Source organism: Streptomyces changchenzhani (assembly GCF_039766235.1).
Lineage (GTDB): Bacteria > Actinomycetota > Actinomycetes > Streptomycetales > Streptomycetaceae > Streptomyces.
In genome coordinates this window covers 1-12,837 of the sequence record NZ_JBDHNH010000001.1, presented here as the reverse complement: position 1 = coordinate 12,837, position 12,837 = coordinate 1, and the positions used below count along the sequence as shown (strand labels likewise).

At 66.7% G+C, this 12,837-nt stretch carries 13 protein-coding genes; 5 read left to right on the top strand and 8 right to left on the bottom strand.

All coding sequences use genetic code 11. From position 1 onward, the window contains the following. The first annotated feature begins 65 nt into the window (after positions 1-65). The gene (locus tag ABCR94_RS00075; RefSeq protein ID WP_347116862.1) at positions 66-1,619 is read left to right on the top strand and encodes a serine/threonine-protein kinase; all 1,554 of its coding nucleotides are present in this window, start codon (positions 66-68) and stop codon (positions 1,617-1,619) included. Positions 1,620-1,733: 114 nt separating this feature from the next. Here the strand turns inward: ABCR94_RS00075 and ABCR94_RS00070 are convergent, their stop codons facing one another. From ABCR94_RS00070 to ABCR94_RS00050, 5 genes are all read right to left on the bottom strand, one after another. Further along, positions 1,734-2,054 (bottom strand): hypothetical protein, encoded by a 321-nt coding sequence (locus ABCR94_RS00070; protein ID WP_347116861.1) that lies wholly within the window; start codon positions 2,052-2,054, stop codon positions 1,734-1,736. 60 nt (positions 2,055-2,114) lie between these two features. Beyond that, positions 2,115-2,327: a hypothetical protein gene (locus ABCR94_RS00065; protein WP_347116860.1), complete on the bottom strand. Its 213-nt coding sequence runs from the start codon at positions 2,325-2,327 to the stop codon at positions 2,115-2,117. Further along, a complete protein-coding gene (locus tag ABCR94_RS00060; protein ID WP_347116859.1) occupies positions 2,324-3,373 on the bottom strand; it encodes a major capsid protein in 1,050 nt (349 codons plus the stop codon). The genes ABCR94_RS00065 and ABCR94_RS00060 overlap by 4 nt, the downstream gene beginning before the upstream one ends. After that, a complete protein-coding gene (locus ABCR94_RS00055; protein ID WP_347116858.1) occupies positions 3,370-3,798 on the bottom strand; it encodes a head decoration protein in 429 nt (142 codons plus the stop codon). Before ABCR94_RS00055 ends, ABCR94_RS00060 begins: the two co-directional genes overlap by 4 nt. Positions 3,799-3,906: 108 nt before the next feature. Then, a complete protein-coding gene (locus tag ABCR94_RS00050; protein WP_347116857.1) occupies positions 3,907-4,578 on the bottom strand; it encodes a hypothetical protein in 672 nt (223 codons plus the stop codon). A gap of 161 nt (positions 4,579-4,739) precedes the next feature. Between ABCR94_RS00050 and ABCR94_RS00045 the strand changes: the two genes are divergently transcribed. After that, on the top strand, positions 4,740-5,306 hold the full coding sequence (locus ABCR94_RS00045) for a hypothetical protein (RefSeq protein WP_347116856.1): 567 nt from the start codon (positions 4,740-4,742) through the stop codon (positions 5,304-5,306). A gap of 13 nt (positions 5,307-5,319) precedes the next feature. Here the strand turns inward: ABCR94_RS00045 and ABCR94_RS00040 are convergent, their stop codons facing one another. From ABCR94_RS00040 to ABCR94_RS00030, 3 genes are all read right to left on the bottom strand, one after another. Continuing rightward, on the bottom strand, positions 5,320-7,089 hold the full coding sequence (locus tag ABCR94_RS00040) for a hypothetical protein (RefSeq protein WP_347116855.1): 1,770 nt from the start codon (positions 7,087-7,089) through the stop codon (positions 5,320-5,322). 205 nt (positions 7,090-7,294) lie between these two features. Continuing rightward, positions 7,295-8,833: a terminase large subunit domain-containing protein gene (locus ABCR94_RS00035; RefSeq protein ID WP_347116854.1), complete on the bottom strand. Its 1,539-nt coding sequence runs from the start codon at positions 8,831-8,833 to the stop codon at positions 7,295-7,297. After that, the gene (locus ABCR94_RS00030; protein ID WP_347116853.1) at positions 8,820-9,371 is read right to left on the bottom strand and encodes a hypothetical protein; all 552 of its coding nucleotides are present in this window, start codon (positions 9,369-9,371) and stop codon (positions 8,820-8,822) included. The genes ABCR94_RS00035 and ABCR94_RS00030 overlap by 14 nt, the downstream gene beginning before the upstream one ends. 478 nt (positions 9,372-9,849) lie before the next feature. On the opposite strand from ABCR94_RS00030, the gene ABCR94_RS00025 reads away from it, so the two are divergent. The 3 genes from ABCR94_RS00025 to ABCR94_RS00005 all read left to right on the top strand — a co-directional run. Continuing rightward, a complete protein-coding gene (locus ABCR94_RS00025; protein WP_347116852.1) occupies positions 9,850-10,500 on the top strand; it encodes a DCL family protein in 651 nt (216 codons plus the stop codon). Between the two features lie 60 nt (positions 10,501-10,560). Beyond that, complete coding sequence (locus ABCR94_RS38990; protein ID WP_521975845.1) at positions 10,561-12,183, top strand: DUF6417 family protein; 1,623 nt, start codon at positions 10,561-10,563, stop codon at positions 12,181-12,183. Between the two features lie 199 nt (positions 12,184-12,382). After that, positions 12,383-12,837: hypothetical protein (locus ABCR94_RS00005; protein ID WP_347116851.1), on the top strand; the 455-nt coding region annotated here is incomplete at its 3' end.

Here is a 12,837-nt window from a genome sequence, read left to right as displayed (position 1 = left end):
GTCACACATGATGGCGCGCTCGATGAGCGAGAAGTGAACAGTACGGGGGACGTGTGCAACCTCGAATGATCTCTGGACGGTACGAGCTCACCCATGAGTTGCCCGGCGGCGGCATGGGCCAAATCTGGCAGGGCTACGACAGCGTGCTCGACCGCGAGGTTGTCGTGAAACGCATCCGCCCCGACGCGATCACATCCGCGGAAACCGCCGACGAACTCGCCAAGCGGTTTCGGCGCGAGGCACGGGTCACCGCACGCATCAAGCATCCAGGCGTCCCGCAGGTCTACGATGCTGTACTCGACCGGGCCTCCGAAGAGCTGTACCTGGTGATGGAGTGGGTGCAGGGCATCTCACTCGGTGCCTACATTCAGCCCGCAAAACCGCTCCCGGTCACGTGGGCTGCTGCCATCGCCGCCCAGATCTGCACGGTGCTCTCGCACGCGCATGCCCTCCCTGTTGTCCACCGGGACCTGAAGCCGGGCAACGTCATGGTGGCAGAGGACGGCACCGTGAAGGTCATCGACTTCGGCATCGCCGCCATCCTTCGCAGGGGCGTCACCCGTATCACCGCCACAGGTACACCCATCGGCACGAGCCAGTACATGGCTCCTGAGCAGGTGCAGGCCGCCCAAGTCACGCCCCAGAGCGACCTGTACGCGCTCGGGTGCATCCTCCACGAGCTTCTGTGCGGACTGCCGGCCTTCGACGGCGGCAGCGACTTTGAGCTGATGCACAAGCAGGTCTACGGCATACCCGTCCCGCTGAGGCAACTGCGCCCGGACGTGCCCGGACCTCTGGAGCAACTGACCCTGCGCCTGCTGGAGAAGAAGCCCGAGGACCGACCAGCCCACGCCCAAGAGGTCTACGATGCGTTGCTGCCGTTCGTACCGCTGCCCGGGCAGCAGCACATGGTTGAGGAACACGGCCCAGTCGGCGCCCCCGACCCCACGCTCCTGTACCGCAGGCCGTACGCGCCCCGTCCTCAGCCCCAGCCCTCGGTGGCGACACCGACCGTACTGGACCTGTCCGCTCAGCCGACGCCCGCCGTGGCGCAGGTCCGCGAGGCAATCAAGGTGGCGATCGCCCAGTGCGACGCTCTCCTTGAGGAGGAGCGGTATGCCCAGGCGGCCGACGTGCTCCAGGAGGTCACCGGTCCGGCGGCTGCCGCGCTAGGCGCCGAGAGCCCTCTGATCCTACGGCTCCGTTCCCGCCGTGCCGCGATCCTCGTCGTCGGCGGTGACTTCCGCCGGGCCCTGACGGAGTTCGACGCGCTCGGCGCAGCGTACGCACGCACAGCAGGACCCGACAGCTTGGATGCCCTTGAGTGCCGTCGCCAGGCGGCCTACTGCCGGGCGGAACTTGGCCAGTCCACGGCAGCCTTGCAGCAGTTCCGGGCAGTACTGGAACAGGTCAGAAGCGTCGGTGGTGATGCATCCCCCGATGCGCTGGACCTGCGGCGCAGCATCGGCATGCTGCTTCTTTCGGAGAGTCAGGTGCCGGAGGCGGTCGAGGTGCTACAGCCCCTGTACGAGGACTTGGGAGTGGTTTACGGGCCGGATCACGAGGACAGCCGGGAGATCGCCGGTATCCTCGCTCGCATCAGGCTCGCCGAAGGGTGACCGCCTTCTCGCTATCAACTCCGATCGCCTGCCGTATACCTCCTTGCTGGTGATGTTCGTGAGCGCCAGGTCATGAACGGTAGGCTGCGCGACCTTTGTCGTGGCTCGGCACGTCTATCGGCGGGGTCGGGCCCTCAGCTGCACAGTGGAGAGCAGCTGAGGGCCGGTGACGGACGGTTCGTCAGGTGTGGGCTCATCAGTGAGTGCCGTGAGACGCCGCTCGAGAGCGGCGACGTTGGCTGAGTTGTCGATGGTCGCGACGCCGTTGACGGTGACCTTTAGTGGCTCGGCTACGAGCGCGGCGATCCGCTCGTGGAGGACTTCGAGGGCGACCGTGCGGGCTGAGTGCAGGAGCTCGTACCGCTGGGCTAGGTCACCGGGGTCGGTTTCGGGGCCGAGTTGGGATTGGAGCCAGCGCAGTACATCGCTGTTCACGGTGGTTCCTGGGGAGTGGGCGGTGGGGAGCAGCACGTGCTACTCCCCACCGGTATGGGCTTAGTCCTGTGCGGGCTTGGGCTTGCGGGCCGTCTTATGGCCTAGTTCCGGGGCTTGCCCGTCCTGCCAGCACTTGGGGTTGGTGATCTGCTCGGCGATCGCCGGATCGCCTACCTCAGTGCCGGCGGGCAGCACGAGAGGCAACCGTTCGACGGGATCGAGTACATGAACGGTGACCGCGAGAACGCCGGGGGAATGGACGGCTGCGATCACAGGACGGTCGCTGCGATGTGGCAGTCCGGCGAGTACAGGACGGGCATCGCCATGGCGGCGCCCTTGGTCCAGATCTGCACCGGGTCGTCCTCGACGTCGCGGGTGATGACGATGCCGGGGGCGTCCTCCCGCTCGATCTGCGGGTTCGTGCCCCGCGACAGGGCCAGGGACTCGGTGGTGGTGCCGTACTGGGTCTGACCCCACTTCGCCCGATCCGGGGGCAGCATGATCCAACGGTCCTCCGGCAGGACCCGCTTCGAGACGTCGTCCTGCCACACCTGCGCCTTGTAGAAGGTCACCGGCGGCAGACCGTACGTGCCGCGGACAGAGTTGATCTGCTCCGGGTTGAGGGCCGAGGTCGGGGTCTGGCCACCTGCCGGGGTGCCGTAGTAGGCCGCCCGGTACGCCCCGTTGGACGCGAGGTGAGACCACGCCTTGCGGGAGGTGAGCACCATCTCGGGGGTGGGGGCCCCGATGGAGTCGAGGTAGTCCATCCACCGCAGTTCGTCCGCGATCGGATCCGCGTCCGGGGAGCTCCACGGCTTCGGTGCAGTTGGCATGTTCGCCGCCGGGACACCGTAGTCGACCTCGACGGTCAGACCATTTTCGCCGGCCAGGCTGAACTTGCCGTCCAGCAAGACATCACCGGCAGCAAGTTCCAGACGGGAGCGGATTGCCTCGACGTGCCGTTCGACATCGTCGTAGAGCAGCTCCACCAGGCGGTCATCCTCTGCACCGCGGGAGGCGTCGAGGAGCAACTGCTCCATCTCGCCGACGACGAGTTTCTGGCCGAGCGCCGGAAGGGTGCCCTCGGTCTGTGTGGTTTCGGCCTGCCGCTTCGCGAACGGCACGGACGCGTCGTACGCCCGGTAGGAGGCGGTGTTGACGCGCCGCTTGGACTGCCGCACTCGCCACTTCACGTCCTTCACCTTGGTCTCGGCAAAGACGCTCTGGGTGAGGAGGAAGTCTGTGGGGGTGGGGATGGAGCGGGCGTAGACCGTCAGGTCTGCGACCGAGACGTTCTTGAGGAGGTCGGCGACGCTCACGTGCTCACCGCCACGAGGAAGCGGATCTGTGCGCCCGCCGGGTTGTAGGCGATCTTGGCGGGGTCGATGCCTCCGGGGATCTTCGCGGTCTTCACCGTGCCGTGCCAGAACAGCGCCGCGGGGACGTTGGTGGCGCCGGGCGTGAACGCCGCCTCGGCGTAGACGAGGCCGGCGAGGACCTCCCGGCCGTCCTCCGCTGCCGGGTCGTACGGACCGTAGAGGCCGGACGCGGTGATGCGGCCGACCGGCACGCCGGAGCGCACATAGCCGTACGGCTGGCCCGCAGTGGGCTCCGCGTAGTGGGTGCCCTTGGCGAGCTTGGTGAGGTCGAGGGTGATGGTTTCCGTGGAATCGGTGCCGTGCCGGGAGGCGAGCCAGTCCCGGTCAGCGGTCACCGTCACAGAGGTGGTGTACGGCTGGATCACGCCGCGTCTCCTGGTGGTGCTGCGTATGGTCGCGCACTCACCGGTTGTGGCGCGGTCCACGAGAAGAAGCAGGGGCGTGGTCCCCAAATCCCTTTGAAGGGCAGAGAGTTAGCCGGCGTGAGGGAGTAGGCCCCGACGGCGAGCCATCTCGATCCCGGCCGCTCCCGGCTTACGGTCGACTCCACCGGGGCGCGGTGGCGGTACGGAGGCAGGAGCACCACCGGGGGCAGCGGGAACCTGGCCGCTGCTGGGCGGTGCGGTGGTAAAGAGTTCAGGGCGGCGGGTCTTCAACTCCTGTACGGCCTCGCTGACAGTGGCCGGATCGGCATCGTCAGCGACGCGCAGCAGCGCGGCGGCGTCATCGAGTTCATGACCGGTCGCCCCGATGCCGGCGAGCGCAGCGCGACGAGTGGCATCCCGCTCCCGGGTCAGGGCTCCGGCCTCGCGCGCAATAGCGGCCTTCTCCCGCAAGTCGAGATCCTGCTCGCGTCGCTGTGCCTCAGTGAGTTGCTCCTGCTCGGCCTGTCGCTGCCCGGAGATGAAGTCCGTCAGATCCGAGGTACTAGAGAATCCGAGCTTGTCGACCAAGCCACGCACGGCGGCTCGGCCGCCCTGGTCTTTCTCCCGAGCGAGGAGCGTGTTCAGCTGCTTCTGGCTGATAGTGACGCTGGCTTCCTCGTTCGACGGGTCGTCGGAAGAGGCGCCGAGGATTGGGAAGATAGGGCGGCCGTCCTGGCGGTAGCCGAGTGCGGTGGACGGATCGGGCAGGCTGCGGGTCATCAAAGAGTGCTGCTCCCACGACGGCCCCGCGCCATGATCGAGTCTACGGAGGTGAAGATCATGCCTGCGCTGGTGGCCGCATGAGCCAGGATCGAGCGCAAACGGCAAGATCGTTTAGGCGGTCGTAGCCGATATGATGTCCTATGGAGAGCGGGGGAATCGTGAGCATGGATCAATCTCGCAGTAGGGGCAAACTGGGCATAGGAGTGGGGGCAGTCTGCGCTGTCGCGCTGCCCGCCGGAACCTGGTGGATGATCTCGGCAGGCGCGTCGGCAGATGAGTCGGATCGGTCACTCACCTACGCCGAGTCCACTACCGTCCCCCTGCAGGGAAGCCGTGTGGAGGTCTCCTATCTGTCAGTCGATAGCGCGTCATCAAACATCCCCAACTACGGTGACAGCACCTTCACTCCGCACATCGCGCTCACCGCGTACAACGACTCCGATGAGGCCCAGGACTACACAGTGACCTTCAAGGTTCTGCGGGCAGGCAAGGGGGTGGAGCCGTACAACACTACTGTGAAGATCCGGCAAGTTGAGCCGGACGCAAAGGGCCTAGGCCAGTACGAGATCTCGGAGAAGGAGTGGGACCCGGACCTCTACGACGACGAGCCTGGGCAGGCAGGTGCGGAGTCAGAGACGTACATCGACAGCCCGACAGGCAAGGACTTCACCCTGAAGATCGTGTCAGTGAAGGCAGAGAAGCACTACGCCATCTCTGGACATTAGCGAGTTACACCGATCAGGCAGCCTGCTCCTCCTCCTCGGACTCTTGTGCTTCCGACGTCGCCCAGCGCGGTGTCCGATGCCCTTCCGGGCGAACGAGGATGCGCTGGGCCTCTGCACGCGCGTCGTCGATCGGATACCCGGCGTCCTGAAGCATTCGGATACCGGTCTCCAGCGACAGCACAGAAGCACCTACGCCCTTCACGACTTCGTCCAGGATCACGGTGCGGTCCGTGGGAGTGTGGGGGCCGAATACGATCCGAGCCGGAAGGCTAGCGCCTTGAGGCCAGCCCTCGGCCCGTCCTGCTTGGTGGATGCGCTGGACCATCTTGAGCAGAAGCGCGTACTTGTGGGCTCGGACGAGCCGCATTGAGTCAACGAGGGAGTCCAACGGCCCCAGCGACAGTTGGAGTGCATACCCACTGGGCACATCGGACGGATCGACGGTGCCCAGGCTGACCGCCGGCAGCCTGGCGTTCACGGCGGCGCGGTTGCGGATCTCCTCTACACGGGCCCGGAGTTCGGCTAGCTGACCGGACGTGTCCAAGACGTCCATACGTCCACCGTCGGCGAGTTGGAACACTGTGCCTGGCTCGACGCTGAGGGGCTTCGGGCGGCCGGTGGCACGGTCAACCTCGGCGCGGGCTCCGGCGAGTCCAATGATGGGTGCGCCGGTGGTCGCGGAGGCGCGGGCGGAGTCAGTGTCAGTCTCGGCCAACTCGTCCAAGGCCTGCATCACCTTCGCGAGGCTGGACTGCCCGAAGTGCTCTCCGTCGGCGATGGTGTTGCTGATGTGGACGAGCGGGATGAAGTCGAGACGCAGGTCCAGCCGATGCAGGACTTCGCCGTCGGTTCGGGTGCGGAAGCGGGCCTTGTCGAGCGGCAGATCATCGAGACTCTGCCCGTGGCGGAGGTCGTCGAGAGCCCATTCAGCGTCGGTGAGGTAGCAGGTGCCCTTCGACCGCCGGTCTGGCGCCCACGGGTAGGCGCGCTCGATGCGGCCCGACTCCGGCACGAACGTGTCGCCCAGTTCGAGAATGAGACCGCCAACATCGTCTTCCAACGGAAGCCTGCCCGACTGCGCAGTAGCGTCCGCACTGCTTCGGGTAGCCGGGGCGATGGGGCCGAGCTCGTACGTGATCCTGCGGAGCTTGGCTTTCACACCGCGCTTGGGATCTTCGGGTATCTCCCACGCCACATGCACGCGCTGGGGGTAGTCACCTGGGTCGGCGTCGTCATCGAGGACGGGAAAGTAGAAGCCGGGATCGTACGTCTTGAGCCGAACTCGGCCCTTCTCCGGATCCCAGGCCAATAGATACAGTCCGTCGCCGAGAAGCACGGCCTTCCGCTCGGCGGCCTGCATCCGCAAAGGCAGCAGCTCCGCCTCCGCCCAGCCCCGCAGTCGCTGCTGCGCCTCGGCCGCAGCCGCAGCCTCTGGGGACGCATCGTCGTCACCTGCGTGCTCGGCGCCGGGCACGGTGATCTGCTGCGACTTCCCCAGCAGGTGGGCGAGCGCCGTGTCCACGAACACCGACGGATCGCCAAATTCTCGCCGCTCGGCTGCGGCGTCATTTCCTGTCAACGAGGCAAGTTCGCCAGCCTGGTTGGAGTCGTAGGCAGCGATCAGCTTGTACGCGGCCAAGCGCCGCACGGCATCGTCGGGCAGCCAGCTGGCTTGCAGCTCAGGAGTGAGAGCACGGTGAGGACGGCCATCGTGCGTTCCGGCCATCACCGGCTTGTAGTTCAGCCACGACCAGGCATCGGTCAGGAAGGTGCGCACGCCCACGGGGACAGGTCCGTAACGTCGGCCCCGCGCCACCTCCAGCGTAGGTGAGCCAGATACGGCCCTTACAAGCCGCTGACATGCGACTTCACGCAATCACAGACTTTCATGCGTACGTCCATGGATGCACACACAGGATCAGCCCCACCAAACCACATACAGACCGACCTTCACGTCTGCCTACCGGCATACCTACAGACACAACCGCTCACCGGCGGCCCGACAGACGCCCGTCCTGATACGTCGATGTACTCACTCCGCTCTGCGCGGGATCAGCGAGCTGCGTGAGTCCATGCACTGCGGCGTCCATACGGTCTGGGGAGTCCATGCCAGCAACCCATGTCACCATCTGCTGTTCCAGCGCCGGCCATTCCCCGACGTGGTGGACACGGCCCTGCTCGTAAAGCTGGGCGATCGGCTCTGCCCTCAAGCGTTTCCCGTGCTTGGCGGTGACGGACAGCACCGCGGGCATCAGCATGTTCTGGGTGCGCTTCTCGCGCTGAAGCTCCTGCCACGCCTGGTGCAGGACCTGGCGACTCATATCGCCCCCGTAATTCGCCTCCACCACGATGGCGTCCGCGCGCAGCTCGACCGCGAGCAGACACGTCTCCCGGCCCCATGAATCCGCCCCCCGGTTCGCGGATCGGTCATCGAGGATGTACAGGTGCCCGTCGCGGTCGGTGGCGGCGGCCACGATGCCGGTCTCGTCACCGACTGCTGATTCCCCGCCCGCAGGGTCGACGGCCACGACAATCCGCGTGAGATCGACTCCTCGGAACTGGGCGGCGCTGATGCGGTTGCTGGTGATCCACGGCCATTGCCAGACGCCGCCGTCCTGCGGGCGCGGCTTTTGCATGTAGAGGCTCCACCACACGCGCTCGCCCACAGAGCGGCGAATCTCGGCGAGCGCATCGCTGTCGTACCGCTCCGGCCACAGAGCAGTGCCGACTGGGCGGCCGAGTGCGTCGTTCTCGGACAGGGCGAGGGCGGGGAGGTCGATGACCGTCCACCGGTCGCCTTCGTCCGCGAGGATTCGGCCGGCGAGGTCGTCTTCGTTCCAGCGGGTCTGGATGAGGATCACGGAGCCGCCGGGCTCGATGCGGGTGAGGAGTACGGCTTGCCACCACTCCCAGAGTCGCCTTCGCATGGTGGGTGAAGAGGCTTCCGCAGCGTCCTTGATCGGGTCGTCCACCACGGCCAGGTGCGCGCCTTTGCCGGTGAGGCCGCCGCCGACACCGGCCATGACGGCGCCGCCCTCGGTTCCGGCCAGGTCGAAGCGGTTCGCGGCGGAGGAGCCGGGGCGCAGGTTGATGCCGATCTGGGGGCCGTAGGTGAGGATCGCGTCCCTGATCCACCTGCCGTGATCGTCGGCGAGGTCGGAGGAGTAGGAGGCGATCATCACCCGGTGCTCTGGGCGACGCCGGAGATACCAGAGGGGAGCCCACCTGGCCGCTCTGCGGCTTTTGCCGTGCCGGGGCGGCATGGTCAGCAGCAGCTTCGTCGGCTTCCCTGCGGCGACTCGCTCGAAGGCGGCGTCGATCTTCGCCAGGTGCGGGGCCTGCATCTCCCGCCCCCCGGTGAGGACAGATGCCATCGCGCCGGGAGAGCGGTCCATTGCCAGCCCGCGCTCGATGCGCGCGAGTCGTGCGCGAAGTTCGGGGGTAGAGGCTGCGGCTATCTCACGGCGGCGCTGTACGGGAAGCGTCCGGTAGAGCTGGAGGACCGCAGCCTCGTCAGCTCTGGGCATCCTCGCCCGCATTACCGCCGGCGAGGCTGATCAGCCGCTCCAGCTCGCCCAGGCCCGTGGTCTCGACCTGCACGGCGCCACCCTCGGGACCGGACAGTTCCGTGCGGACGGGGCGGTCCAGGCCCAGGAGGCGACTGCTGCGCTCGATGATCCGCACCGCGCGGTCCACAGCCTGGTAGTCCCCGTTGCGGATCGCGGACCGGTAGACGGTGAAGAAGAGACGCTCCAGGCGCTCCACCATCAACTGCCGTAGCTCATCGGTGTTCTCGTCCAGCGCCGTGGTGCGCTCGATGAGGGCCTTGGAGACGTCCTTGCAGGCGAGTTCGATAAGCCGCTTCGCCGTCGGCGGTTCCAGCCCGCTCCGGTACTTGTCGATGCCGTACCCCTGCGGGTAGGCGACACCGTCAGTGTTGATGGCAGGGTCGGCGGAGAGCTTGCGGCCGATCGTCAGCCAGTCCACGCCAGCGAGCTTCAGGTCGATCGCATCAGCGCGGCGCTGGGTGATGGCAGCCCGAGTGGCACGGTTGGGGCGGCCCATGAACGACTCCCAGGGCCCCGCGCCTCTTCTCTATGATCCCTGATCGAAGCCGTCAGTCGCGTTGCTCTGGATCTGTACGGCATGCAGGTACCCAGGTCCTCGCTGGTATGAGCCTTCGCTCCGGCGGGGTGGCGAAGTGGTTCGGGCGATGGTCAAGGCAGGCCGGGAGCAAGTCGGGCCACCTGAATATGTGCTCACCGCCGGAGGCTGCACCGGCCGGTTTCCGAGGTCGATTTCATACGCAGTGCGCACCAAGCCGCCCCGTCCCAGGTGGAGTTTGCTCGGCTTGAAGTGTCCGGCCGTTTCATGGGTGCGTTTAGGTTGGTGGTTGATCACTGATGAACGTCCCACAGGAGGCGCCCCGTGTCAGACCGTGACCCCAGGCTCGACTTAGCCGCCGACATCCGCGCGCGGATCGACACAGGCAAGCCGCAGCAGGCGGCTGATGGCCGGGAAGATCGAACGGAAGGGTTGATTCGTGGCTGAGTTCTGGATTGGGCAGCGCCAGTACCGGACGAAGGGTGATGCGGCTGAAGCGGTACGCGAAGTGCTGTACCGGTACACCGTGGGGAGCACAGTGGACGAGGAAGAAGATCACCTGCTCCTGGTGGACCTCCTCGACATGCACCACGAAGCGGACGACAAGATCGGCCCGGGCGTTGAAGCCTTCGCGATCGCCCCGCCGCAGCGCGGCCCGTACCCCGGCTTCGAGGTGATCCGTACGGACGGGAGCCGCATCGACTTCTCGTACAAGACGTGCATGAAGCCGCCGAGCCAGCGCCATCAGGTGCTGAACGTGATGCGGGACGAGGTCAGGCCGGACACGAACACCTACTTCGAGTCCCGGAAGACGGCCAATTCCCTCGTCTCGGACCAATCCGGGAGGTCGCTGCACAGCAGCGACACCGCTGTGAGTTACTTCCGCGGGCCCTCGTTCGTGGAAATCGCCGAGGAGTTCGCCGAGGCGGTCGGTGGGTGGGATGCGATCCAGCTGACCTCGTCGACGGACCCCGGCCTTGGAAAGTTCGTGGACCGCGCGCTGGCCGAGCGATGGCGCGATCACCACCAGGAGTGCGCTGTACTCGGACTTCTGTCGTCACAGGAGAACTTGCGCCGTCCGCGCAGGTGAGGATCTCAGGTCAGCGGCTTGGCCACCAGCAGGAGCACGGCCCGGGAAGGAAGTGAGCAGGTGAACGGCGACCTGGAGGAGATCGCGCGAGCCGAGCTCGTCGAACGCGAGCCCTGCCCGCGCTGCGGGGCTCCGCCCGGCTCTGCCTGCCGGGCCAACTCCGGCGTCGTCGCTGTCGATTACCACACCGGCCGCTACGCGAAGATCGCCGCACTGCGGTCCGGCCCGGCGGTCCGCATCCCCGCCGCCCGCGGCCCCGGCAAGCCGTGGCAGCCTGGCCCCGAACCCGACCCCACCGTCGGCGCCGCCCTCGCGCGGACCGGCGACCGCATCGGCTACGCGCGAGTCTCCAGCAAGGGCCAGGACGTCGCCGGACAGGTCCGCCTCCTGAAAGACGCCGGGTGTGTACGCATCTACGTCGAGAAGATCGGCACCCGGGAGAAGATCCGCCCCGAGTGCAACGCGGCCCTCGCCGACCTCCGGCCGACCGACACTCTGACCGTCACCATGCTCGACCGGCTCGGCCGCAACATGGTCGAGCTGATCACCTCCGCGCAGGAGCTCGCAGAGCGCGACCACCGCCTGGAGATCCTCACCGGGCCGCTGTCTGGCATGTACGACCCGCAGGGCGTCGGCAAGGTGCTGTTCGTCGTCTTCGCCGCGATGGCCGAGGTTGAGCGGGAGTTCATCCACGAGCGGACCCTGATCGGCCTGGACAGCGCCGCGGCGAACGATAACCACGGCGGGCCGCCGCGCCGCGATCAACGGCGACATGCTCGCCGTCGCCCTCCGACGCCGCGACACGAAGGAGTCGGTCACCGCCATCGCGAAGCACCTCGGCGTCGGCCGCTCCACGCTCTACCGCACCCTCGCCGCGTACGACGAAGCCACCGCCACCACGTCCGAAGCCCGAGGGCGACCGGTGGAGGCGGCTACCCGCCGGCGTCCTTGACGGCCTTCTTGAGGTCCGTGCCGGACATGAACGCAGGGGCCGTTGCGGTCTGGATATCGATCTCTTTGCCGGTTTGGGGATTTCTTCCCCTGCGCGCCTTCGTCGCATTGACCTTCAAGCCGTCCAACAGCACGTTCTCTCCCTTGTCCACCGCCTCGGTGATTGAGTTCAGGACTACCTCGACCGCAGCCGTTGCCTGGGATTTCGATCCCCGTGGGCACGGTTGGGTCACCCCAGGCTGCGGCATCAGCGAGGCGACCTTCCGTGTCCTCGAAGGGCTGGGACTCTGCGAGATGGCCGACACCGCCACCCGGGCCGAACTCGCAACCGGCAACCACCTGGTGTGGGCAGCGCGCCTCGCACCCGACGGCCACGACCTGCTCCTGTACCGTCCGGCGGATCAGGACCGCTCTCGGGCGTGGTTGACCAAGCAGGCAAGCGAGGGCTATCAGGAAGTCGCGCTGCAGCCCTCAGAGATGACGATGCTCCGCCGTTTCGTAGCTCTCGCCCCGAGGCTGAGTCACTCGCCTGCAGAGGGTCTCGACGACGCTGTTCTGGAGGCGCATTGGGACGCGGAATGCAACCGCTGGCGGCTTCAGGTCAACCGAGACCAGATGGACTCGATCGCGCGGACGTTCTACCTGGAGCGGTTCACGGGGATGACGACGGCGTCCAACCGGTTCGCACGCAAATACGGGGTCATGCATCGACGGCCTCGCGCTGCACGCTGAAGCCCCCGATCAACTGACCCCTCGGTGCGTCCAGCTGGCCGTCGGTGGGAGTGCGGGCGGGGAATATGGGGGAGATGCTTCGGATATGCCACAACGCCGCAGGTACTCGTGTGTCGCGCATATCCCTTGGGGCCTGCCGGTGGCTGTAGGTGACTTGGGCCTGGTCAAGCAGGTGAGCATCGGTGGGCACATGGTGAGCATGACGTTGCCGATCCTCAAAGGTGATGGGACATTGGGGGCGCCCTTGGGCTACGGTCGTCAGCCGCTTCCTTCGCAGCTCGTGGAAAAGTTCGACGGCCGGTGGGGGATCCTCGAACCGGACCGCTGCTACGTAACGGCGGCTTCGGCTTCCCTCCTCCTTCACCCGCAGGAGACGACGCCCGGCTCGGCGGAGTTACTGACCTTGAGGGAGGCATTCTCCGAGTGGTCCAGGACCCTGGAGGAGTGGGCTGCGGCATGGAGCGGGGAGCTCATTCTGGACTTCGACGCCTCACAGGAAGTGGCACTCCACATCCCCGTCGGTGAAAAAATCTTGATCGCGCGTCTGCCGCGAGGAAGAACGGTCATCGGCGGAACGGTGCCTCTGACCCTGGCTCAGGTGATCGGGGCGCTTAACCGAGCCTCCCGAAAGAAGCGCCTTCCGGTCGAGCACCG

Coding starts and splice junctions, on each gene's coding strand:
- ABCR94_RS00075 (WP_347116862.1), top strand. CDS start 66: ATGATCTCTGGACGGTACGAGCTCACCCATGAGTTGCCCGGCGGCGGC.
- ABCR94_RS00050 (WP_347116857.1), bottom strand. CDS start 4,578: ATGACCCGCAGCCTGCCCGATCCGTCCACCGCACTCGGCTACCGCCAG.
- ABCR94_RS00035 (WP_347116854.1), bottom strand. CDS start 8,833: ATGCCCAGAGCTGACGAGGCTGCGGTCCTCCAGCTCTACCGGACGCTT.
- ABCR94_RS00030 (WP_347116853.1), bottom strand. CDS start 9,371: ATGGGCCGCCCCAACCGTGCCACTCGGGCTGCCATCACCCAGCGCCGC.